Below are 21,733 nucleotides of genomic sequence, written 5' to 3' on the forward strand. Positions count from 1 at the left end.
CGGCGCGGCCTCGGCCGGCGCCAGGCGTACCGTCACCGCCTGGATGCGGTGCCCGGCCATGCGCTTGACCGTGAACAGGTGGCCGTCGATCTCCAACTGCTCGCCTTCCTCGGGCAGCCGCTGCAACTGGTGCACGATCAGCCCGCCGACCGAGTTGAGGTGCTCCGGCGCGCGCAGGTCGTGGCCGAGCAGGCGTTCGAGGCGGAAGATCGAGGTCGAGCCGGCCACCAGCACACTGCCGTCGGCGCCGCGGGTCGGCGCGTCCTTGACCACGTGCGGGTGCTCGTCCTCGATGTCGCCGACCACCACTTCCAGCAGGTCTTCCAGGGTGAAGTAGCCGAGGATGCGGCCGTGCTCGTCCACGCACAGCGCCATGTGCGTGGTGCCGGTGCGGAAGCGCTCCAGTACCAGCGGCACCGGCGTTTCCAGTGCGATCAGGTTCGCCGGGCGCAGCAGCGGACGCAGGTCGTCGCTGCTGCGCCCGCGGGCGATCTCCACCAGCAGGTCTTTCATGTGCAGGATGCCGAGCACCTGCTCGCCGTCGCGGTCGAACCACGGATAGCGGCTGTAGCGGCTGTCGGCGAACTCGGCCATCACCGCGTCCAGCGCCATGCCTTCGCGGAACCCGCGCAGATGGTCGCGCGCGCGCATCAGATCGCCGGCCACCAGTTCCGGCAGCTCCAAGGCATGGCTCATCAGGGTCAGTTCGTGATCCGGCGCGCCGCCGGCGGGCTGCTGGCGGCCGACGATCAGCTTCAGTTCCTCGCGCGAATAGCGGTGCGAGGTGTGCTCGACATCGCCCCAGCCCGCGGCCTTCAGCAGCCCGTTGGCGCTGGTGTTGAGCAGCCAGATCGCCGGATACATCGCCCAGTAGAACAGGTACAGCGGTGCGGCGGTCCACAGCGACATGCGCTCCGGGCGGCGGATCGCCATCGACTTCGGGGCCAGTTCGCCCAGCACGATGTGCAGGAACGAGATGACGCTGAAGGCGATGATGAAGGCGCTCAGGCGCGCCGCCTCTTCGCTCAGCCCCAGCAGGTCGAACAGCGGCTGCAGCAGATGCGCGAAGGCCGGCTCGCCGACCCAACCCAGGCCCAGCGAGGACAGGGTGATGCCGAGTTGGCAGGCCGACAGGTAGGCGTCGAGGTGGCCGTGCACGTTGAGCAGCAGGCGGCCGCGCCAGCCGTGGTGCTCGGCCAGGCCCACGGCCTGCGTGTGGCGCAGCTTGACCAGGGCGAACTCGGCGGCGACGAAGAAGCCGTTGAGCAGCACCAGCAGCATCGCCAGCGCCAGCAGCAGGAGGTTGCCGATCATGTGCGTTCCCCGGCGCGCGCGGCTGGCGCGTCATGGCGCCGGGCGGGAGGGGTGGAAACGGCGGGGTGCGTGGTCCGGCGCAGCGTGCGCCGGCATCTACAGTCTGAATCGTCGCCCATGGCGGCGTGAGAGTTCCATCGGTGATACGTCGCCGCAGTCTAGCCGATGCGCTGCGCGGCCGCCGCAGGCGCGCGCCATCTCGCGCAGTCCGTCACAGGCAAAGCGTCGCCAACGAATACCGTGGAAGGACGCGCAACCGCTGTTGCGAATCCCCAATCCCGACTCCCCGGCCTTTCAGCAGCCGAATGGCTGATCATCCCAGCCCTTCAACCATCACGCCGCGACGATCTTTTCGTTTGCTAGACTTTCTGTAACCGTTTTCAACCTCGATATTCCCCATGAAATCTTCCTTGCGTCTGGCGGCGCTGGCCGCCGCTGTGTCCGTTTTTCTCACCGCCTGCGGTGGCAAGCCTGCGGCGACACCGGCCGGTTCCGATGCCAGTGCGGATGCCAACCATGCATCCGCCGATGCCGGCGCCAGCGACGCGGACCAGGCGCTGACCGGCAAACTCAACGCCTACATCGAATGCTTCAACAAGGTCGATGGGCGCATCCACGAAGGCGCGCAGCAGTACGTGCGCTGGATGGCCGACCCCAAGGCCGGCCCCACCGGCAAGGAAACCAGCGTGTACGGGCCCGCCCCGATCGACGAGTACGCGATGAAGCTGTGCGATGCGCCGATGACCCAGGCGATCGCGGCCAAGCCGTCGCTGCCTGCGCTGGATGCCGCGGCCAAGCGCTACCTGGCCGCCTTGAAGACGCTGCAGCCGCTGGCCAACCAGGCGCGCGACTACTACGACCGGGAGGACTACCAGGACGACCAGTTCGCCAAGGGCAAGCAACTGCATGCGCCGCTGATGGCCGCGCTGTCCGAATTCCACGAGGCAAGCGAGGCCTTCAGCCACGAACTGGAGGCGCAGAACGACGCCGCGCAGCGCGAGCAGCTGAAGGCGATGGAAAAGGCCGAGGGCCGCACCCGTGACTTCTATCGGTTGTCGATGATGCTCGAGGCCAAGGACATCGTCGGCCTGATGCAGGACGACGAGTTCGACACCGCCAAGGCCACGGCATTGGTGGCCGGCTTCAACAGCCTGTCCGACGAGGCGCACGCCAAGGTCGCCAACCAGGAGCCGGGCAAGTCCGACTGGAGCGATTTCGAGACCGCGGCGGAGAACTTCCGCAAGGAATCCAAGGCGCGCATCAAGCGGGTGGCGGAGAAGATTCCGTACAGCGCGTTCGAGCAGCGCTCGATGGACAATCCGATCGTCGCGCCGGAGGGTTCGCCGGCACGCTTGCTCAAGAGCTACAACGACCTGGTGTTCCAGAGCAACCGCCAGCGCTGAACGTGCGGGCCGGCGGCGCATGCCGCTGGCCCCGTCGTGCCGTCGCGACGGCGGGGCGGCATGCCGTCGTCCCGTCTTTTGCCGACAAGCGGGCGCGGTGTGCTCCTTCCGCAGCACGCCGCTGGTGCGCTTGCAGGGCGAGCATCATTCCGCGTACACGTTGCGGGTCTCAGTGGATCGATCCTCGATCATGTACGCCTGCCGACTTCGGCGGTCCGCCGCGCATCCCTCGCCTCCAGACATTCCTAACATCCGCCGGCGCACACTGCTGACGCCGGGCGCTGCGCCGCGGATAATGCGTGCGCCAGCCGCCATCCCGCCAGCCTGCCTCCCCGGACGTCCGACGACGGCGCCGATGGATTCCCTTTTGCAGATGCGGAGATTGTGCGATGAGTGACACATTCAGGGTCGAACACGACAGCATGGGCGAACTGCAGGTGCCTGCAGAGGCCTTGTGGGGGGCGCAGACCCAGCGTGCGGTGCAGAACTTTCCGGTGTCCGGGCAGCCGATGCCACGCGGCTTCATCCGCGCGCTGGGCCTGATCAAGGCCGCCGCGGCCGGGGTCAACGCCGACCTGGAGCTGTTGCCAAAGGCCGTCGCCAAGGCGATCCAGGCCGCGGCGCTGGAGGTGGCCGACGGTCGCCACGACGCGCACTTCCCGATCGACATCTACCAGACCGGGTCCGGCACCTCGTCGAACATGAACGCCAACGAGGTCATTGCCACGCTGGCCAACCGCGCCGCCAAGGGCGAGGGCAAGAACGGCAGCAAGACACGGTCGGCGGTGCATCCCAACGACCACGTCAACCTGGGCCAGAGTTCCAACGACGTGGTCCCCACCGCGATCCGCGTCGCTGCGTTGCTCGCTGCGCGCGAGCATCTGCTGCCGTCGCTCAAGCACCTGCGCAAGACGATCGACAAGCGCGCCAAGCAGTTGCAGGGTGTGGTCAAGACCGGGCGCACCCATCTGATGGACGCGATGCCGCTGACCTTCGGTCAGGAGTTCGGTGCCTGGTCGGCGCAGCTGGTGTCGGCGCAGGCGCGCATCGACGACAGCCTCAAGCGCCTGCGCCGGCTGCCGCTGGGCGGCACCGCCATCGGCACCGGCATCAACGCCGATCCGCGCTTCGGCGGCAAGGTCGCCAAGGCGTTGTCGGCGCTGACCGACCATACCTTCGAGAGCGCCGAGAACAAGTTCGAGGGCCTGGCCGCGCAGGACGATGCGGTGGAACTGTCCGGCCAGCTCAACGCGCTGGCGGTGGCGCTGATCAAGATCGCCAACGACCTGCGCTGGATGAACGCCGGGCCGCTGGCCGGCCTCGGCGAGATCGAGTTGCCGGCGCTGCAGCCGGGCAGCTCGATCATGCCGGGCAAGGTCAATCCGGTGATTCCCGAAGCCACGGTGATGGCCTGCGCGCAGGTCATCGGCCACCACACCGCGATCACCGTGGCCGGGCAGACCGGCAACTTCCAGTTGAACGTGACCCTGCCGCTGATCGCGGCGAACCTGCTGGACTCGATCCAGTTGCTGGGCAACGTGTCGGTGCTGCTGGCCGATTCGGCGATCGCCGGCCTCAAGGTGCGCGAGGAGCGGGTACGCGAGGCGCTGGACCGCAATCCGATCCTGGTGACCGCGCTGAATCCGATCATCGGCTACGAGAAGGCCGCGGCGATCGCCAAGCGTGCCTACAAGGAGAACCGGCCGGTGCTGGAGGTGGCCAAGGAGGACAGCGGCCTCGGCGAGGACGAATTGCGCCGGCTGCTGGACCCTGCCGCACTGACCGAGGGCGGCATCCATGCCGGCGCGGGCGGCGGTGGTTGAGCGGTGACGGAGCGCACGCCGGCGGTTGAGCCTGACAGCCGTCGGGACTGAAGTCCCTCCCACATCGCGCCCAGACACCTCATCGCAAGCTGCGTAGGAGCAGCTTCAGCCGCGACGGGCCTTCCCGGTAAAGCCTATCGCGGCTGAAGCCACTCCTAAAAGAAGGGACCAACTCTTACTGAGGGCTCTCATGCCGGCGCACGCGCGCCGGCACGTCTCAGCGGCGTTCGGCCTGCAAGTTGCCGAAACTGTCGCGATACGGCTGCAACGAGGGAATGTCGCGCAGCACGGCCGCCTGCGCTTCGGTGATCTCCGGGGTCGGCGCGAAGCCCACCGAGCGCATGTTCGGGTCCGGCGCCGCGGTCTCCAGGGTGCGCTGGCGCTGCATCTGCAGGTGCATGAACAACTGCTGCAGTTCGGTGCGCTGCGCGGCGGGCAGCGGCAGTTCGATGTCGTCGATGCGCAGGCTGCCGTCGGGCCCGATGGTGGCATTGGCGGCCGGGGCGCGGCGCAGCATCACGTTCATGCTGTCCACCGCCACCCGCGGCTTGCTGCGCTCGGCGCGCGAGGAGGTGGTCTCGCCGCCGCGTCCGCCGCAGGCGGCGAGCAGCAGGCATAACGACAGCAGCGAGAACCAGGCGAACAGCGTCTTCTTCATGGAGGCGATGCAGTGGGGGAGTGCGGGCATTCTAGAACGTGCGGCGGCTGCGGTCGTGGCGAGGCGCGCTGGCCGCGCATCAGCGGCGTGAGGTCGAAGCGGACTGCATGGCGCGCGCGAGCACGCTGAACATCCGTTCGTCGGTGGATTGCGCGACGTTGAAACGCAGGAAATCGCCCGCGCTCAACGACTGGCTGAAGGCATTGCCCGGCGCCAGCACCACGCCTTCCTGCAGGCAGGCGTGCGCGATCGCTGCGGCCTCCATGCCCGCGGGCAGCCTGCACCAAAGGAACAGGCCGGCCCGCGGAATCAGCCAGGGTCGGACGCCGAGACCCTGGAGCCGCTCTACCGTCCTGGCCATCTGCTCCGCCAGGCGCCGCCGCAAGGTCTCCAGATGCCGGCGGTAGCCGCTGTCGGTCAGGGCGATCCGCACGGCCTCGGCCGCCAGCCGGCCGCCGCCGAAGCTGGTGGCGATCTTCAGGTCGGCGAGGCTTTCGATCCAGTCGCCACGTGCGGCGATGTAGCCGCAACGCAGCGACGCCGACACCGTCTTGGAAAAGCTGCCGATCTGGATGACCCGCGCCAGGCCGTCGAAGGCCGCCAGCCGCGGGGCGGGGCTGGTCTCGAAGTCGGCGAAGATGTCGTCCTCGACGATCACCAGGTCCGAGCCCTCGGCCAGGAGCAGCAGCCGGTGCGCCGTCGCCGCGGACAGGGTCGCGCCGGTGGGGTTGTGGATCCCCGAATTGGTGATGTACAGCCGCGGCGCATGCGCCCGCAGCGCCGCTTCGAAGTGCGCCACGTCCGGTCCGTTCGGCGTATAGGGCACGCCCACGACCTGCACGCGATGCGCCTTGAGCAAGGCATGGAAATTGAAGTAGCACGGGTCGTCGACCAGCACCGTGTCGCCGGGCGAGAGCAGGAAACGGCCGATCAGGTCGATCGCATGCGTGCCCGATTCGGCGAGCAGGATCTGTTCGGGCGGCGCCTGCACGCCATTGCCCGCCAGCCGTCGCGACAGGAACTGGCGCAAGCCGGGGTGGCCCAGGGGCGTGGCGTACTCGGTCAGTTCCTGCGTGTCGGCGCGCGCCAGCGTGCGCAGTGCGCGGCGCATGCCCGCGCCGTACAGCCATTCGGGTGGCAGCCAGCCGCAGCCGGGCTTGAGTACGCGCGCATCCGCTTCCAGCGACTGCCGCGACACCCACAGCGGATCGATCTGCCGGTCGAGCTTCGGGCCGAGTTGCGCCAGCGCCAGTGGGGCCACCGACCCGGCCACATAGAAGCCCGACCCTGGGCGCGCCGCGATCGCGCCCTCGGCCGCCAGCCGCTCGTAGGCTTCCACCACCGTCGACACCGACACCCGCAGCGCGCGCGCCTGCGCGCGCACGGAGGGCAGGCGCGCTCCCGGCAGGCTGGTGCGGTTGGCGATGCGGGCGCGGATGTCGGCCATCACCGCATCGATGCGCGTGCCGGGTGCTACGGGTCTGTCCACTGTCGTCAGCTGTACTGGGTCTTGAGCCATAACAGTACTGCGAAACCGTATTGGATCGTATCTGGCCGGATCGGTCTCACGAGGCGTCTACTGCAACGGCGATGCAGAAGGAGACGCGCATGGAAAAAACCACCGGTGGCTGGATCAATGGATGTATCGGCGTGATGATTTTTGCGGGGTCGTTGCCCGCAACGCGCGTCGCGGTCGCCGATTTCTCCCCCGTGTTCCTGACCTGCGCCCGCGCCAGCATTGCCGCCGCGCTGGGGCTGGCGCTCCTGCTCGGGTTTCGGCAACCGCGTCCGCGCCGCGCCGAGCTCCCTGCCTTGGCGATGACGGCGCTGGGGGTCGTGGCCGGATTTCCCCTGCTGACCGCACTGGCGCTGCAGCACGTCACCTCGGCGCATTCCATCGTGTTCGTGGGCCTGCTGCCGTTGTGCACCGCCGTCTTCGCCGTGTTGCGCGCCGGCGAACGCCCGCGTCCACCGTTCTGGGTGTTCTCGCTGGCCGGTGCCTGCAGCGTCGTCGGCTATGCGGCGATCGGCGGGATCGACGCCTCGTGGCAGGGCGATCTGCTGATGCTGGCCGCGGTGGTGCTGTGTGGGCTGGGCTATGCGGAGGGCGCGCGCCTGTCGCGCACGCTGGGCGGATGGCAGGTCATCTGTTGGGCGCTGGTGCTGTCGCTGCCGCTGATGGTGTCCCTGGCCTTGCTGACGCAGCCTGCGTCGTTCGGCACCGTGCGCATGCCGGCATGGCTTGGCCTGGGCTATGTCTCGCTGTTCAGCATGTTGATCGGCTTCGTGTTCTGGTACCGCGGCCTGGCGCAAGGCGGGATCGCGGCGGTCGGGCAACTGCAGTTGTTCCAGCCCTTCATCGGCTTGGGCCTGGCCGCGCTGCTGCTGCACGAAACCGTGAGCTGGACGATGCTGGCGGTGACCCTGGTCGCGATGGTCTGCGTGGCCGGCGCGAAACACTACGCCCGCTGAGACCGCGACCCGCCCGGCAGGCGTTTGCACGACTGCCGGGTGGAGCGCGGACTCAGCGGGCGCTCGTGGACGATGGTCGCGGCAGCGTGGCTGCCGCCGATTACGCGGCCGAGTGCTTGCAGTCGCTGACGTCGCTGTCGTCGAGGGTGGAGTAGGGGCGGAACGCCGGCACCTTCTGCATCAGCGCATCCTGCGCGGCGCGCAGCGCGGCGACCTGGTCGCAGATCTTCAGCGCCGCCTGCTTGATCTTGTCGGCCTGCGCTTCGACCTGCGCGCCGATGTGCTCGGTGTCGCCGCTGAGCACGCCGCTGATGGCATCGCCGGCCGCCTTCACGCCGAGCGCCGCGCCGGCCTTGCCGACTTCCACGCCCTGCTTGCCGACCGCCTCGATCTGGCTGCGGTAGGCCAGCAGCAGGCGCTGCTGCTCGGCGTCCAGCGCGACCGGCTTGCCGTCGATCAGCAGCTTGCCGTCGCGGGTGATGGTGGCCGGCGGCTGGCCATCGGCCTTCAGGGTGAGGTCGCCGTTGAGGAAGGTCAGGCTTTGCGCGCCACCGTGATCGACGACGACGCGGTCGTTCGACGAGGCCGAGCGCTGGCAGGCGCTGAGCGAGAACAGCACGGCCAGGGCGACGCCGGCCAGGGACAGGGAACGGTACTGCATGGGCGCGTCCTCGTGTGGATGTGGAAGGAGAGAATCGGGCGGCAGGATCAGCGCGGCTTGGGCAGGTTGACGCTGCCACGCACGCCGCGGTGGGTGACGTCGCCGCTGCCGACCTTCTGCACGCTCAGGTTGCCGCCGACGGTGCCGACATCCAGGTCGCCGGAGCCCACGGTCTGCACCGCGACATTGCCGGTGACGTCGCGCAGTTGCACGTCGCCGGAGCCGACGCTGTCGACCTGCACGCTGCCACGCACGCCGTGCACGGTCAGGTCGCCGGAGCCGACGGTGCCGACCTTGACGTCGCCGCCGACCTGGTCGGCCTTGACGTCGCCCGAGCCCAGCGTCGGCAGGGCCACGCTGCCGACATTGCGCAGTTCGATGTCGCCGGAGCCGACCGTGGCGCTGACCGCGCCGCGAATGTTCTGCGCGTGCAGGTCGCCGGAGCCGACCTTGGCGTCGAGCGAGGCCACGCCGCTGATCTCGGCGTCGCCGGAGCCCAGTTGCAGCTGCACCGGCAGGTTGGCCGGGATGCTGCCGGCCACATTGAGGTAGGCGTAGCGGTTGCCGACGCTGATGCCGTGGATCTTGCCCTCGTGCTTCAGCGTCACCACCAGGGTGTCGCCGTCGTGGCGCTGGCGCAGGGTCAGCTCCTTGAGCATGTCGGCGTCGGAGGCGCAGGCACGGCCGCGCAGAGTGGAGTCGCCGCTGGCGCCGCTGAGCTTGAGGTCGTTCTGCTGCACGTCCAGCAGCACCGACTTGACGCCGGTCAGATCCAGCTTCAGTTCGCGCGGTTCGGAATACTTGCAGTCGTCGGCCATGGCGACGGCCGGCAGCGACAGCAGGGCACACAGGGCGAGGGTCTTGCGCATCGGAAAACTCCTTGCGGAAAAGGGAAGAAAGACGGAGGTGCGATCAGGCTTCGTCGCGCCAGCGGCGCACGTAGATCGCGGCGACGATGAAGGCCACGCCGACCGCGGCGCCGATCCAGATGTCGGGGTCGCGGAACAGCACCCAGCTGTCGCCGAGATGGATCGCATTGACCAGATCCTGCGGACCGCTGATGTGGGTCTCGGCCACCTGCTCGTTCAGCACCGGACCCCAGCTGCCGGGCAGCACGCTGAGCAGGCCGCGGTAGACCACGGTGTACCAGATCAGGTTGTGGTTGACATCGAGCATCGGCAGGATGCCCATCATGCTGGCCATCACGCAGCCCAGGATCGGGATCAGCACCGCCCACAGGAACGGCTTGCTGCGCGCCCAGGCCGAGCACAGCATCAGCCAGCCGATCGCCGGCAGCGACCACATCACCTGCACCGGCAGTGCGGCCAGGACCATGCCGATGATGCGCAGCGGGTGCGATTCGGTGAAGACCGCGGTGCTCTGCGGGATACCGTTGACCGACAGGGTCAGGGCGGTGACCACCCACAGTGCCAGGCCGATCAGCAGGCCGATGCCGATCGCCAGCAGCGGCGCCAGCAGCAGCGCCCAGGCGGCCTTGGATAGCACGGTGCCGGTGTCCGACAGCGGCAGCGACTTCCAGAACAGCACGCTGCGGTCGCGGCGGTCGTCGTACAGCGCGCCCAGCGCGTAGAAGAACACCACGAAGCCGACCACGATGCAGGCCAGGATCACCCCGGCGAGCATGGTGCCGTCGCCGACCGCGCCGATGATCTGGTGGGCGTTGTTGGCCTGGCCTTCCCATTGCACATCGTTCAGACGCACGCCGCCGCCGTGGTTGCGGCCGGCGATGCTGCCGATGATCGACAGCACCGTGTACAGGGTGGCGACGATGCCGCCGGTGATGACCGGGGCCCACAGGAAACCGCCGCGGTGTTCCCAGAACTCGCGCTTGAGCAGCCACGTGAAGGTGGACACGGGAGAGATCGATTTGGCGGGAGCGTTCATGCGTAGGTGCCCTTCATGATGGCGACGAACAGGTCGGCCAGGCCGGGGGTGCGGGTTTCGCCGAGCGCGGCCAGCTGCGCCTGCGGCACGCCGTCGTACAGGAATACCGACTTGCCGAACGGCAGGCCGCGTTCGTCGATCGGCTGCAGCGCGCGCGCCGCCTCGATGCGCTCGGCCGGCACCAGCAGTTCGGTGTAGCGGGTGGCCATGTGCTCCATGTCGGCGCTGAGCACGATGCGGCCGTCGCGGATGAACAGCACGTCGGTGAGGATGTGCTCGATCTCCTCCACCTGGTGGGTGGTGATGATGATGGTCTTCTGTTCGTCGAAGTAGTCTTCCAGCAGGCGCTGGTAGAACTCCTTGCGGTACAGGATGTCCAGGCCCAGGGTCGGCTCGTCCAGCACCAGCAGGCGCGCGTCGATCGCCATCACCAGGGCCAGGTGCAGCTGCACGATCATGCCCTTGGACATCTCGCGCACCCGCAGCTTGGGCGAGAGCTTGGTGTTGGCCAGGAAGCGCTCGCACTTGGCGCGATCGAAGCGCGGATGCACGCCGGCGACGAAGTCGATCGCCTCGCTTACCCGCATCCAGCGCGGCAGCACCGCCACGTCGGCGATGAAGCACACTTCGTTCATCAGCGCGTCGCGCTGCTTGCGCGGGTCCATGCCCAGCACGCGCAGTTCGCCTTCCACGGCGGTCAGGCCCAGCACCGCCTTCAGCGCGGTGGTCTTGCCGGCGCCGTTGGGGCCGATCAGGCCGACGATGCGGCCCGGCGCGATGGCGAAGGACGCATCGGCCAGCGCCGGCTTGTTGTTGTAGGTCTTGCGCAACCCCTGCGCGTAGACGACGGATTCGGATGCGGCGACAGCGGCAGTCATGGCGTTTTCCCCGGTGGCAACAAGTCTTGCAGTGTCAGGCCCAGGCGCTGGATGCGTTCCAGCACCAGAGGCCACTCTTCGTTGAGGAAGCGCTCGCGCTCGCTGCCGCGCAGCTTCTGCGCCGCTTCCTCGGTCATGAACATGCCCAGCCCGCGACGCTTCTCGACCAGGGCCTCGTCGGCCAGTTCCTGGTAGGCGCGCGAGACGGTGATCGGATTGAGCTGGTACTCGGCAGCCACCTGGCGCACCGAGGGCAGGGCGTCGCCGGGCTTGAGGATGCCGTCGAGCATCATCGCGATGACGCGCTCCTTCAGCTGGCGGTAGATCGGAGCGCCGTCGCTCCATTGGATATCGCTCATGGTCAGCTCCGTGGGCGCAGGGTGCGCGCGAAGGAGAAATAAGGCACGGACAGCGAAGCCCGCAGACGCCGCACCGCCGGGACGGTAGAAGGTGCGGCGCCGGCGGCGCTGTCGTCGTGCGGCGTGCTGGCGCCATAATCCAGCGGCCGTCCCTGGTGGCGTTGGGCGCCGATCCAGCTCGCGCAGAGCAGGGTGCCGACGATGACCAGGGCCGGAAGACTGCGCTGGAGGCGTTTGAGATTCATCGTGGGACCTGCTCTGGGTGAGTGGTGTTGTATTTAACTATAACACCGTTACACGGCATGTCAACACGCTGCTGACCCAACGTCCGACCTGGTCGCGTGCCACTTCCTTATTTCTTCTCGACGGTGCCCCATGAAACTTCCCAAGCGTCTGTTTTTCCTCGCGATCCTGGCTGCTGCCGGCACCGTCGGCAGTGCCTGGGCCGGCTCCCTGCTGGACCGGGACTACCGTCCGCTGGCCGGCAAGGAGAAGGTGAACCTGAACAAGACCTACGGCGGCAAGGTGCTGCTGGTGGTCAACACCGCCAGCAAGTGCGGCTACACCCCGCAGTACGACGGCCTGGAGAAGCTGCAGCAGCAGTACGCGGCGCAGGGCTTCAGCGTGCTCGGCTTCCCGTCCAACGACTTCAAGGGCCAGGAGCCCGGATCGGAGAAGCAGATCCAGGAATTTTGCACGCTCACCTACGGGGTGAAGTTTCCGATGTTCGAGAAGGTGCACGTGATCGGCGACGAGGCGACGCCGCTGTACAAGCAACTGACCCAGGCCACCGGCGTGGCGCCGGGCTGGAATTTCCACAAGTATCTGATCGCGCGCGATGGGCGCGTGGTCGCGCAATTCCCGAGCAAGGTCACGCCGGACGATCCGGCCTTGCGCAGTGCCATCGAACGCGAACTGAAAGCGCAGCCGGCGTCGCACTGAAAGCGGGTCAACATCTCGGCCGCACATGCGACAATGCCGGCCTCTGTCTGCGCCAGTTCGGCGCGTCCAGTTCACAGTTCACTTCCAGGGAAAGTAGCGAATGAAGATGGGAATGCGCGGCGCCGTGGCGTCGCTGGTGGTGGGGATGGCGATGGTCGCCGGTCACGCGTCCGCGCAGGCGCCGGCGGCCGGCGGCACGGCGACGACGCTGAGCACCGAGAAGCAGAAGGTCAGCTACGCGATCGGCATGGATGTGGCGCGTTCGTTCGAGCCGATCGCCCAGGACATCGACGTGGACGCGATGCAGCGCGCGATCGAGAACGCCTTCAAGCAGGGCAAGCCGCTGCTGTCCGATGAGCAGACCCAGGCCACCGACACCGCGCTGCGCACGCAGCTGGCCGCGCGCAACGGCCAGCCGGTGCCGGGCATGGCGCCGGGCGCGCAGCCGCCGCCGGTGTCCAAGGAGAACGTGGGCCTGATGCTGGGCGACCGTGCGGTCGGTCCGTCGCTGGCGCGGATCCAGAACGACATCGATCTGCCGACGCTGATGGGCGCGGTGCGCACGGTGTTCGCCAAGGGCCAGACCGCGATGACCCAGGAGCAGGCGATGGCCACGCTGCAGGCCTTCGGTGCGTCCAAGCAGGCCGCGGTGGCGACCAAGAACAAGCAGGAAGGCAATGCCTTCCTGGCGCAGAACAAGAACCAGAAGGGCGTGATCACCACCCCGTCCGGCCTGCAGTACATGGTGCTGCGCGAAGGCAGCGGCGCGCGGCCCACGTCCAGCAGCAAGGTGCGGGTGAACTACGAGGGCAAGCTGCTCGACGGCACCGTCTTCGACAGCTCCTACAAGAACGGCCAGCCGGCCGAGTTCGCGCTGAACCAGGTCGTGCCGGGCTGGAGCGAGGGCGTGGCGCTGATGCCGGTGGGGTCCAAGTACCGCTTCTGGATTCCGTCCAATCTGGGCTACGGCCCGCAGGGAATGCCGGGCAGCCCGATCGGCCCGGATGCGATGTTGACCTTCGACGTGGAACTTTTGAACATCCTTCAATAACCGAAAGGAGATTACATGCGCGTAGCGATATTCGGCACCGGCTATGTCGGGCTCGTCACCGGAACCTGTCTGGCCGAAGTCGGCCACCATGTGGTGTGCGTAGACATCGACCAGGCCAAGGTGGATGGGCTCAACAAGGGCGTGGTCCCGATTTACGAGCCTGGCCTCTCGCCGATGGTCAAGGCCAATCACGCCGCACGGAGGCTGTTCTTCACCACCGATGCGGCCAGCGCCATCGCGCATGGGGATATCGTGTTCATCGCCGTCGGCACGCCGCCGGACGAGGACGGTAGCGCAGATCTGCAGTACGTGCTGGCGGTGGCCCGCACCATCGGCCAGCACATCCAGGGGCCGACCATCGTGGTCAACAAGTCGACGGTGCCGGTCGGCACCGCCGACAAGGTGCGCGCGGCGATCGCCGCGGAGCTGGAAGCGCGCGGCGAGGCGATCGAGTTCGACGTGGTCTCCAACCCGGAGTTCCTGAAGGAAGGCGATGCCGTCGCCGATTGCATGCGCCCGGACCGCATCGTCATCGGTAGCAGCAAGCCCGGCTCGGCCGCGCGCCTGCGTCGTCTGTACGCGCCGTTCAACCGCAACCACGACCGCATCGTGGAGATGGACGTGCGCTCGGCCGAACTGACCAAGTACGCGGCCAACGCGATGCTGGCGACCAAGATCAGTTTCATGAACGAGATCGCCAACATCGCCGAGCGCGTCGGTGCCGACGTGGAGAAGGTGCGCCAGGGTATCGGCTCGGATCCGCGCATCGGCTGGCACTTCATCTACCCGGGTGCCGGCTACGGCGGCTCGTGCTTCCCCAAGGACGTGCAGGCGCTGGCGCGCACCGCGCAGCAGGTCGGGCATGCGCCCCGGCTGCTGGATGCGGTGGAAGCGGTCAACGAGGCGCAGAAGGGCCACCTGTACGAACTGATCCAGCGCCACTACGGCGCGGCGCAGTCGCTGAAGGGCAAGACCTTCGCGGTGTGGGGCCTGGCCTTCAAGCCCAACACCGACGACATGCGTGCCGCCTCCAGCCGCCGCCTGCTGGCGCAACTGTGGGAGGCGGGCGCGACGGTCCGTGCCTACGATCCGGAGGCGACCGACGAGGCCAAGCGCATCTTCGGCGAGCGCGCCGATCTGCATTTCTGCGACGATGCCTTCGACGCGCTGGAAGGCGCCGATGCGCTGGCGGTGGTCACCGAGTGGAAGCAGTTCCGCAGCCCCGACTTCACCCGCATGAAGGAGCTGATCGGCGATGCGGTGGTGTTCGACGGCCGCAATCTCTACGATCCGCAGGAAATCGAGAGCTTCGGCCTGGCGTATTACGGCATCGGCCGCGGACGTTCGATCCATGCAGCATGATTTTTCCACCCAGGATCGGTTGCTGGAAAACCGCCTGATCGAGCTGGAAACGCGCCTCTCCTTCCAGGAGCAGGCGCTGTCGGAAATGAGCGATGCCCTGGCCGAAGCGCGTATCGAAAGCCAGCGCAACGCCGAGTTGCTGCGTCACCTGCTCGAAGATCTGGGCAAGGTGCGCAGCACGCTCTACGCCGATCCGGCCGACGAACCGCCGCCGCCGCATTACTGATCCCCCGAACCGACCGATGCCGTCCCGATGAGCGATACCCTCCGCGAGCAGTTGCTGGGCCTGGGCTTCAAGCCCGCGCCGAAACCCGAACGCAAAGCCCCGCCTGCCGCGCCGCGGCCGCAGGGACGGCCGGGCCAGCGCCCGGCACCGGCCGGGGCGCGCGGCGAGCGCGCTCCCGGCGGCGCGCCCAACGCCGGCAAGCCCGGCGGCGGGCGCGGCCGTCCGCACGGGAACGGCCCTGGCCAAGGCAAGCCGCAGGGCGCGGGCGGCCAGCCGGGGCGGCCGCCGCGCAGCCGCGAGGACATCGATCTGGCCAAGGCCTATGCGATCCGTGCCCAGCGCGAGAAGGACGAGCGCATCGAGGCCGAGCGGCAGAAGCAGGAAGAAGCGCGCCTGCGCCGCGAGGCGCGGGCCAAGCTCGACGAACTGCTCAAGGGCCAGGCGCTGAACCACGCCGAGGCCGACATCGCCCGCCATTTCCCCTATGGCGGCAAGATCAAGCGCATCTACGTCACCGCCGACCAGCTCAAGGCGCTCAACGCCGGCGAGTTGGGCGTGCTGCAGCAGAACGGTCGCTACCTGCTGGTGACCGCGGCGCTGCTGGACCAGGCCGAAGCGATCTTCCCGGCGGCGGTGGCGCTGCGGGTCGATCCGAACGCGACGGCAGAAGAAGACCCCTACGCCGATCCCAAGTACCAGATCCCCGACGATCTGGTCTGGTAAACGTGGCGCTGCCAGGGACGGGCACGCTGGCCGCCGGGCGCGGCCACACGCCGCCGCACGCGCAGACCGGTGGCGGCTATCTGCCGTACGTGGACGGGCTGCGCGCGATCGCGGTGCTGGCGGTGATCGCCTACCACCTCGATCCGGCATGGCTGCCGGGCGGGTTCACCGGCGTGGACATGTTCTTCGTGATCTCCGGCTTCGTGGTCAGCGCGTCGTTGCAGCGCCTGCCGGCGGCCGGACAGCTGGGCGTGTTCGCGCAGTTCTATGCGCGGCGCCTGCGGCGCATCGCGCCGGCCCTGGTGGTGTGCCTGCTGGTCACGGCCCTGGCCAGCGGCCTGTTCATTCCCGAGTCCTGGCTCAGCGAGACCAGCGCCAGGACCGGGCGCATGGCCTTCGTCGGCCTCAGCAACTGGGTGCTGGCCGCGACCGGCAACGATTACTTCTCGCCCAAGGCCGAATTCAATCCGTACACGCATACCTGGTCGCTGGGCGTGGAGGAGCAGTTCTATCTGCTGTTCCCGCTGCTGTTCCTGGCCTGGAACCGTGGCGGCCGCGGTCGGGTGTGGTCGACGCTGCTGGTGGCGCTGGCCTCGGCCGCCTCGCTGGCGTTCGCCTGGCGGCATAGCCGCGATGCCGGTGATGCGGCGGCCGTGTTCTACCTGACCACCGCACGCTTCTGGCAACTGGGCAGCGGCGTGTTGCTGTACCAGGTGCTGGCGCTGCGCGGACGCTTCGAGGCCGGGACGCAGGCGCCGCCGCCGGGCGCCTGGAGCTGGCGTTCGCCGTTGCTGGCGATGGCGCTGGCGGCGGTGGTGGTCGGCCTGTGGTGCGCGCGTCCCGGCCACTCGCCGTGGCCGGATGGACTGTGGCCGGTGTTGGGCACACTCGCCCTGCTGGCGCTGCTGCATGGCGCCCCGGCCGGCTGGATCCGGCGCGCGCTGGCGCACCGCGTACCGGTGGCGATCGGCCGCGTCTCGTACTCGCTGTATCTGTGGCACTGGCCGGTGTTCGTGCTGTTCCGCTGGACCGTCGGTCTGGAATCGGCGCCGACCAGAGCCGCGGCGCTGCTGCTGGTCGCCTTGCTGGCGCTGGCCTCGTACCGCTGGGTGGAGCTGCCGTGGCGGCATGGCCGCATCGGCCGCGCGCGCACGCCGGCGCGGACCATCGTCGCCGGGCTGGGCCTGGTGCTGCTCGCCGGCGGCACCCATGCGCTGCTGCAGAACGTCCAGCGCTATTACGGGTTGAGCACGGTCAGCCGGCATCCGCTGGACTGGTACGCCTATGCCAAGGGCCTGCGCCGGGAGTTTCCGCAGTGCGCGCTGCAAACCCGCCAGGTGCCGGTGCAGGTGGGCGGCGCCAAGCTGTTCGAGCGCGGCGCCTGCACGCTGCCCAACCGCGATGACGGCGGCCAGGTGTTCGTGGCCGGCGACTCGCATGCGCTGGCCTACAACGAACTGCTGCGGCGCTTCGCGCTGCAGAGCGGGGTGCCGGTGCGACTTTACGGTGTCGGCGGTTGCCCGATCGTCGGCCTGCAGGCCTGGCAGGCCAGCAATCCCGGCTGCCAGGCCTATGAGCGCAGCACCCTGGCCGACGTCGGCGCGCACGCGCGCGACGGCGATGTACTTTTTCTGCCCGCCCTGCGCGTGCTGCGCCTGGCCGATCAGGACCGCCTGTTCGACGAGACCGCGGCGATGGCCGAGCAGGAGGGTGCCGAGGCGCAGGCCGCGCGCAGCGCTGGCGAAGCGGCTGCGGTCGCGCTGCTGCAGCCCTTGGCGCAGCGCGGCGTGCGTATCGTCTTCGAAGCGCCCAAGCCGGTGCTGCGCGCGCCGCCGTATCGCTGTTCGGACTGGTTCAACCGCGGCAATCCGATCTGCGCGCGCGGCATCCCGATCGCACGCGCGACCATGGAGCGCTACCGTGCGCCGGTGCTGCAGAGCCTGCAGCGCATCGCCGCGCAGCTGCCGCATGCCTCGGTGTGGGATCCGTTGCCGCTGCTGTGCGACGCGCAGCGCTGCAGCGGCAGCCGCGACGGGCGCCCGCTGTTCTTCGATGCCGATCACCTCAGCGGCTACGGCAACCGGGTGCTGCTGCCGGGCTTCACATCGCACATTGCGGCGATCCAGGCACACTCGCCGCCGGCGCCTTGAGGCGCAGCCCTCCGCTCCCGCATCGCAAGGAGTTCGCGCATGCCTGTTCTGCCTTTTCTCGCGCCGCCGCGATCGCGGGCGGTGCTGTCGTTCGTCGCCGCCTGCCATGGCCGCCGGTGGCAGTTGCGCCGCCGCGGCGATGCGCTGCTGCGCGGGGCGCTGCTGCTGGCGGCCACTACCGGCACTGCCGGCGTGGCCTGCGCCGAGGACGCGCCGGCGTTCGACCGGCCTGGTATCGGCTTCGCCTCGACCACCCTGCAGCGTGGACAGTTGGCCTGGGAGCAGGCGTTCTTCGATGGCAGCTACGACCGCGACGGCGACGTGCGCAGCACCGAATACGTCGCCAACAGCCGGCTGCGGTTCGGCCTGAGCGCACGCACCGAGTTGCAGCTGGCGATCGACAGCCAGGTGTGGCAGCGCGTGCGCGGCGGCGGGCAGGACCAGCGCGGGCACAGTGGCGGCGACGCCAGCATCGGCTTGAAGCAGGCATTGCCCAGCGCCAGCGACCGCGTCAGCTGGGCCTTGCTCGGCAGCGCCAGCCTGCCGGTCGGGCGCGCGCCGTACGGCGATGCCGGCCACCGCTACGACCTGGGCGTGAGCGCCGGCTGGGACCTGCCGGATGGGCGTAGCCTGGCGCTGTACGGCAATGTCAGCGACAGCGAGGACGGCTCCGGCTGGAGCGTCTCGCCGAGCTACACCTTCTACGCCGGCGACACGCTGAGCGCCTACGTCGAGGCCGGCATCGGCGGCGGCGAGGACGAGATGCGCGCGCTTGGCAGCGGCGTCACCTGGCTGTTCGCCAACCGCGTGCAACTGGATCTGTCGGTGCTGCGCGGCCTGTCGTCGCAGACCCCGGACTGGCAGGGCGGCCTCGGCATTTCGGTGCTACTGCGCTGAGGTCCATGGTGCGGTGATGGCGTGAATCGCTCCTCCGCGCAACCAAGGGCCTGCACGGTTCCACCCAGGCGCCTTGGATGGCGGGACAGGCATGCGTGAGCGAGTCCCTGCCGGCAAGGAGTTTCAATCCACACGCCCGTGATGACGTGACGAGGGAACGCTCTTAGAACGGGTGCCGTCTATCGTCGTTTCAATCCACGCGTCCGCGAGGGCGCGACCGACACCTGGTACTTGTCATAGCTGTCCCGCACGGGGTTTCAATCCACGCGCCCGTGAGGGCGCGGCACGGCAATCGGCATGTAGCACCACGTCGGCCAGTCGTTTCAATCCACGCGCCCGTAAGGGCGCGACCCATCACGAGCAGGGCGAACAGCACGCCGGCGCAGTTTCAATCCACGCGCCCGTGAGGGCGCGACACAGTAGCGCGGCCAATTCCCCTCAACGGCGTTGCGGTTTCAATCCACGCGCCCGTGAGGGCGCGACGGGCTCGACTCCGCGACGCAGATGCCCGCCGACATGTTTCAATCCACGCGCCCGTGAGGGCGCGACCGTCGCGCACCCAAATCGGCGTGCTGGAGAGCGCGTTTCAATCCACGCGCCCGTGAGGGCGCGACACGGCAAAAGCCGCAGAAATTCATGCAGTTGCGATGTTTCAATCCACGCGCCCGTGAGGGCGCGACCCCGCCACCGCTTCCATCACCTACCTGAAACTGGAGTTTCAATCCACGCGCCCGTGAGGGCGCGACTGATGAGCATCGACTGCACGGGGATCATGAAGGGGTTTCAATCCACGCGCCCGTGAGGGCGCGACACGCCCCGGCCGAAACCGGCGTGGCCTGGGCCGTGTTTCAATCCACGCGCCCGTGAGGGCGCGACATCACCTGACCTACTTAGACGGGGTAGCTAAGGCGTTTCAATCCACGCGCCCGTGAGGGCGCGACACGCGAAGGATTGCAGCACGACATCATTGCGCCAGTTTCAATCCACGCGCCCGTGAGGGCGCGACCGGGGCGAACATGCACGCATCAACCTTCAACAGGGTTTCAATCCACGCGCCCGTGAGGGCGCGACAAAGTGGCGCAGAGCGGGCAGGGCAGCGCAGATAGGTTTCAATCCACGCGCCCGTGAGGGCGCGACCGACGACGGCCGCCGCATCCGCCGCGCCTTCGTGGTTTCAATCCACGCGCCCGTGAGGGCGCGACGATGTCGGCGCTGCGCTTCTCGCGCTTGGACAAGCGGTTTCAATCCACGCGCCCGTGAGGGCGCGACGGCATTGCCGCGATGGCCGACAACTGGCCGGCTGTGTTTCAATCCACGCGCCCGTGAGGGCGCGACATCCAGGCGGATCGGGAGGCGCCGGCTTCTGCGGGTTTCAATCCACGCGCCCGTGAGGGCGCGACAGTCCACCAGCACCCGCGGGTGATCCGCGTAGCTGCGGTTTCAATCCACGCGCCCGTGAGGGCGCGACCAACCGCTTCAAGCGGTACATGGGCATGGACGAGTTTCAATCCACGCGCCCGTGAGGGCGCGACTCCAGGCGCGGACCTCGTCAGCGGCATCACGGTCGAGTTTCAATCCACGCGCCCGTGAGGGCGCGACAGGTGATGTCGATCTGAGACGCCACGCAGTGCAGGTTTCAATCCACGCGCCCGTGAGGGCGCGACCGACGTGGTAGCCTCCGCGCCGGGTCCGGTGCCGGTTTCAATCCACGCGCCCGTGAGGGCGCGACAGCCCTCAGCATAACTGCCGGCCGGGACTAAGGAAAAAGTGCCGATTTCGCGAAACGGGCGTGCGGCGACGTGCAGCGGGCGGGGCTGCCTTGCCCGGTTTCACGCTGCCCAGGCATTTCGCTTTTTCGATCAAGTGCTTATCGGGATTCGCGAACCGGCCGGTAAAACCCCGGGCGCTTCCGGTTCGCGCCGACGGCGCACGTCCTTGCTCCGCCATCCGAACCCGGTGTGCCGATCAGAGCCAGGCGCTCAGTCGCTGACGGCGCGCCCGTCGTTGGGCGGCAACACCTCGGGCACGTGCGTGTCGTATTGGTACAGCACTTCCGCGAAACCATGGCGCGGCTGCCAGCCCAGTGCGTCCAGCGCCCGTTGCGGCGAATAGACGCGATCGATCCGTTCCGGCAGTGCCCAGGCGCGTTGCGCGAACGCCGCCACCAGTGTCGGCGCGCGGCGGTGCAGGATCGCCGGTGCCGCGGTGTGCAGCTCGGCGCAATCTTCGCGCAGGAACGGGGTGGCGCCGGAAATCACGAACGTCGCGCTTGCCGACCCGGCATGCCGCAATGCCGCCGCATGGGCCTCGGCGACGTCGCGCGCGTCGATGCCGCGATGCAGGCGGAATGCCGCCATCACGTTGACCGGTTCCGGGAAGCAGCGCGACATGCGCAGGATGCGCACGCTCGGACCGCCCTGGTCGGCCGCTTCGCGCAGCAGCGCCTCGGCCTCCAGCTTGGTGTGGTGGTAGATGGTCTGCGGCTGCGGCGCCAGCGTCTCGTCGACCCAGCCGGCGCTGCCGTCGGGAGTGGTTGCGTCGCCATACAGCGCGGTGGTGCTGGTGAACACGATGCGGCGCGCGCCGGCCGCCGCCGCGGCGTCCAGGACGCGGCGCGTGCCGTCGACATTGACCTGGCGGAAGCGCGCCGCCGGCACATGCGCGACGTGCGGGGCATGCAGCGCGGCCGTGTGGATCACGGCGTCCACGCCCTGCAGTGCGCGCGCCAGCAGTGCGGCATCGTCGAGGTCGCCGACCCAGTCGGCGGTGGAGCAGGGCGTCCGGTCGAGGCCGCTGACGCGGTGCGCGCGCGCGAGCCGGATATGGATCGCGCGGCCGACCCGGCCGGCACTGCCGGTGACCACGATCTTCAATGGGGACGGTGTGGACATGGGCATCGGCGCTGCACT

Annotated in this window: 20 protein-coding genes and 1 CRISPR repeat array; of the genes, 10 read left to right on the plus strand and 10 right to left on the minus strand. The window is 68.6% G+C overall.

Features of this window, described 5'->3' with window-relative positions:
• Window positions 1-1,314, minus strand: a 1,314-nt coding sequence (locus tag CEK66_RS13670) for a hemolysin family protein (protein ID WP_152237275.1), incomplete at its 3' end; no start/stop codon positions are given.
• A 398-nt stretch (window positions 1,315-1,712) separates the two neighbouring features.
• Here CEK66_RS13670 and CEK66_RS13675 point away from each other — a divergent pair.
• Both CEK66_RS13675 and CEK66_RS13680 read left to right on the plus strand, forming a co-directional pair.
• Window positions 1,713-2,717 (plus strand): YiiG family protein, encoded by a 1,005-nt coding sequence (locus tag CEK66_RS13675; protein WP_152237276.1) that lies wholly within the window; start codon window positions 1,713-1,715, stop codon window positions 2,715-2,717.
• A gap of 389 nt (window positions 2,718-3,106) precedes the next feature.
• Window positions 3,107-4,540, plus strand: coding sequence for a class II fumarate hydratase (locus tag CEK66_RS13680; RefSeq protein ID WP_152237277.1), 1,434 nt, complete (start codon window positions 3,107-3,109; stop codon window positions 4,538-4,540).
• 217 nt (window positions 4,541-4,757) lie between these two features.
• Here the strand turns inward: CEK66_RS13680 and CEK66_RS13685 are convergent, their stop codons facing one another.
• Both CEK66_RS13685 and CEK66_RS13690 read right to left on the minus strand, forming a co-directional pair.
• Window positions 4,758-5,198 (minus strand): hypothetical protein, encoded by a 441-nt coding sequence (locus CEK66_RS13685; RefSeq protein WP_017915026.1) that lies wholly within the window; start codon window positions 5,196-5,198, stop codon window positions 4,758-4,760.
• Window positions 5,199-5,277: 79 nt separating this feature from the next.
• A complete protein-coding gene (locus tag CEK66_RS13690) occupies window positions 5,278-6,645 on the minus strand; it encodes a PLP-dependent aminotransferase family protein (protein ID WP_152237285.1) in 1,368 nt (455 codons plus the stop codon).
• A gap of 161 nt (window positions 6,646-6,806) precedes the next feature.
• Between CEK66_RS13690 and CEK66_RS13695 the strand changes: the two genes are divergently transcribed.
• Window positions 6,807-7,670 carry a DMT family transporter gene (locus CEK66_RS13695; RefSeq protein ID WP_026143342.1) on the plus strand — a complete coding sequence of 288 codons (864 nt, stop codon included), beginning with the start codon at window positions 6,807-6,809 and terminating at the stop codon, window positions 7,668-7,670.
• Between the two features lie 100 nt (window positions 7,671-7,770).
• Here CEK66_RS13695 and CEK66_RS13700 read toward each other — a convergent pair whose 3' ends face one another.
• From CEK66_RS13700 to CEK66_RS13725, 6 genes are read right to left on the minus strand one after another with little or no spacing between them, the layout of a single operon-like run.
• A complete protein-coding gene (locus CEK66_RS13700; RefSeq protein WP_017908110.1) occupies window positions 7,771-8,331 on the minus strand; it encodes a DUF2884 family protein in 561 nt (186 codons plus the stop codon).
• A gap of 47 nt (window positions 8,332-8,378) precedes the next feature.
• Complete coding sequence (locus CEK66_RS13705; RefSeq protein ID WP_017908109.1) at window positions 8,379-9,200, minus strand: DUF2807 domain-containing protein; 822 nt, start codon at window positions 9,198-9,200, stop codon at window positions 8,379-8,381.
• Window positions 9,201-9,243: 43 nt separating this feature from the next.
• Window positions 9,244-10,236 (minus strand): ABC transporter permease, encoded by a 993-nt coding sequence (locus tag CEK66_RS13710; RefSeq protein WP_193312654.1) that lies wholly within the window; start codon window positions 10,234-10,236, stop codon window positions 9,244-9,246.
• Window positions 10,233-11,114, minus strand: a complete 882-nt coding sequence (locus tag CEK66_RS13715) for an ABC transporter ATP-binding protein (RefSeq protein WP_017908107.1) — start codon at window positions 11,112-11,114, stop codon at window positions 10,233-10,235. Before CEK66_RS13715 ends, CEK66_RS13710 begins: the two co-directional genes overlap by 4 nt.
• Window positions 11,111-11,473, minus strand: a complete 363-nt coding sequence (locus CEK66_RS13720) for a GntR family transcriptional regulator (protein WP_017908106.1) — start codon at window positions 11,471-11,473, stop codon at window positions 11,111-11,113. Before CEK66_RS13720 ends, CEK66_RS13715 begins: the two co-directional genes overlap by 4 nt.
• Before the next feature lie 2 nt (window positions 11,474-11,475).
• Window positions 11,476-11,718, minus strand: a complete 243-nt coding sequence (locus CEK66_RS13725) for a hypothetical protein (RefSeq protein WP_010344229.1) — start codon at window positions 11,716-11,718, stop codon at window positions 11,476-11,478.
• A 130-nt stretch (window positions 11,719-11,848) separates the two neighbouring features.
• Between CEK66_RS13725 and CEK66_RS13730 the strand changes: the two genes are divergently transcribed.
• From CEK66_RS13730 to CEK66_RS13760, 7 genes are all read left to right on the plus strand, one after another.
• The gene (locus CEK66_RS13730) at window positions 11,849-12,415 is read left to right on the plus strand and encodes a glutathione peroxidase (protein ID WP_152237279.1); all 567 of its coding nucleotides are present in this window, start codon (window positions 11,849-11,851) and stop codon (window positions 12,413-12,415) included.
• A 100-nt stretch (window positions 12,416-12,515) separates the two neighbouring features.
• Window positions 12,516-13,466, plus strand: a complete 951-nt coding sequence (locus CEK66_RS13735) for an FKBP-type peptidyl-prolyl cis-trans isomerase (protein WP_152237280.1) — start codon at window positions 12,516-12,518, stop codon at window positions 13,464-13,466.
• Between the two features lie 15 nt (window positions 13,467-13,481).
• Entirely contained in the window at window positions 13,482-14,828 is a 1,347-nt protein-coding gene (locus CEK66_RS13740) for a UDP-glucose/GDP-mannose dehydrogenase family protein (protein ID WP_017908103.1), read from the plus strand.
• Window positions 14,818-15,054 carry a SlyX family protein gene (locus tag CEK66_RS13745; RefSeq protein ID WP_017908102.1) on the plus strand — a complete coding sequence of 79 codons (237 nt, stop codon included), beginning with the start codon at window positions 14,818-14,820 and terminating at the stop codon, window positions 15,052-15,054. Before CEK66_RS13740 ends, CEK66_RS13745 begins: the two co-directional genes overlap by 11 nt.
• 27 nt (window positions 15,055-15,081) lie before the next feature.
• Entirely contained in the window at window positions 15,082-15,777 is a 696-nt protein-coding gene (locus tag CEK66_RS13750; protein WP_043092168.1) for a DUF2058 family protein, read from the plus strand.
• Between the two features lie 2 nt (window positions 15,778-15,779).
• The gene (locus CEK66_RS13755; RefSeq protein WP_152237281.1) at window positions 15,780-17,927 is read left to right on the plus strand and encodes an acyltransferase family protein; all 2,148 of its coding nucleotides are present in this window, start codon (window positions 15,780-15,782) and stop codon (window positions 17,925-17,927) included.
• A 39-nt stretch (window positions 17,928-17,966) separates the two neighbouring features.
• A complete protein-coding gene (locus CEK66_RS13760; protein WP_226978608.1) occupies window positions 17,967-18,824 on the plus strand; it encodes a transporter in 858 nt (285 codons plus the stop codon).
• A gap of 120 nt (window positions 18,825-18,944) precedes the next feature.
• Window positions 18,945-20,553: direct repeats of the CRISPR family, unit length 31 nt; unit sequence GTTTCAATCCACGCGCCCGTGAGGGCGCGAC.
• 250 nt (window positions 20,554-20,803) lie between these two features.
• Here CEK66_RS13760 and CEK66_RS13765 read toward each other — a convergent pair.
• On the minus strand, window positions 20,804-21,715 hold the full coding sequence (locus CEK66_RS13765) for an NAD(P)-dependent oxidoreductase (protein ID WP_226978609.1): 912 nt from the start codon (window positions 21,713-21,715) through the stop codon (window positions 20,804-20,806).
• Between the last annotated feature and the right edge of the window lie 18 nt (window positions 21,716-21,733).

This window comes from Xanthomonas sp. LMG 12460, from assembly GCF_009192895.1.
In the GTDB taxonomy this organism is placed as follows: Bacteria; Pseudomonadota; Gammaproteobacteria; order Xanthomonadales; family Xanthomonadaceae; genus Xanthomonas_A; species Xanthomonas_A sontii.

Coding starts and splice junctions, on each gene's coding strand:
- CEK66_RS13675 (WP_152237276.1), top strand. CDS start 1,713: ATGAAATCTTCCTTGCGTCTGGCGGCGCTGGCCGCCGCTGTGTCCGTT.
- CEK66_RS13680 (WP_152237277.1), top strand. CDS start 3,107: ATGAGTGACACATTCAGGGTCGAACACGACAGCATGGGCGAACTGCAG.
- CEK66_RS13685 (WP_017915026.1), bottom strand. CDS start 5,198: ATGAAGAAGACGCTGTTCGCCTGGTTCTCGCTGCTGTCGTTATGCCTG.
- CEK66_RS13690 (WP_152237285.1), bottom strand. CDS start 6,645: ATGGCCGACATCCGCGCCCGCATCGCCAACCGCACCAGCCTGCCGGGA.
- CEK66_RS13695 (WP_026143342.1), top strand. CDS start 6,807: ATGGAAAAAACCACCGGTGGCTGGATCAATGGATGTATCGGCGTGATG.
- CEK66_RS13700 (WP_017908110.1), bottom strand. CDS start 8,331: ATGCAGTACCGTTCCCTGTCCCTGGCCGGCGTCGCCCTGGCCGTGCTG.
- CEK66_RS13705 (WP_017908109.1), bottom strand. CDS start 9,200: ATGCGCAAGACCCTCGCCCTGTGTGCCCTGCTGTCGCTGCCGGCCGTC.
- CEK66_RS13710 (WP_193312654.1), bottom strand. CDS start 10,236: ATGAACGCTCCCGCCAAATCGATCTCTCCCGTGTCCACCTTCACGTGG.
- CEK66_RS13715 (WP_017908107.1), bottom strand. CDS start 11,114: ATGACTGCCGCTGTCGCCGCATCCGAATCCGTCGTCTACGCGCAGGGG.
- CEK66_RS13720 (WP_017908106.1), bottom strand. CDS start 11,473: ATGAGCGATATCCAATGGAGCGACGGCGCTCCGATCTACCGCCAGCTG.
- CEK66_RS13725 (WP_010344229.1), bottom strand. CDS start 11,718: ATGAATCTCAAACGCCTCCAGCGCAGTCTTCCGGCCCTGGTCATCGTC.
- CEK66_RS13730 (WP_152237279.1), top strand. CDS start 11,849: ATGAAACTTCCCAAGCGTCTGTTTTTCCTCGCGATCCTGGCTGCTGCC.
- CEK66_RS13735 (WP_152237280.1), top strand. CDS start 12,516: ATGAAGATGGGAATGCGCGGCGCCGTGGCGTCGCTGGTGGTGGGGATG.
- CEK66_RS13740 (WP_017908103.1), top strand. CDS start 13,482: ATGCGCGTAGCGATATTCGGCACCGGCTATGTCGGGCTCGTCACCGGA.
- CEK66_RS13745 (WP_017908102.1), top strand. CDS start 14,818: ATGCAGCATGATTTTTCCACCCAGGATCGGTTGCTGGAAAACCGCCTG.
- CEK66_RS13750 (WP_043092168.1), top strand. CDS start 15,082: ATGAGCGATACCCTCCGCGAGCAGTTGCTGGGCCTGGGCTTCAAGCCC.
- CEK66_RS13760 (WP_226978608.1), top strand. CDS start 17,967: ATGCCTGTTCTGCCTTTTCTCGCGCCGCCGCGATCGCGGGCGGTGCTG.
- CEK66_RS13765 (WP_226978609.1), bottom strand. CDS start 21,715: ATGTCCACACCGTCCCCATTGAAGATCGTGGTCACCGGCAGTGCCGGC.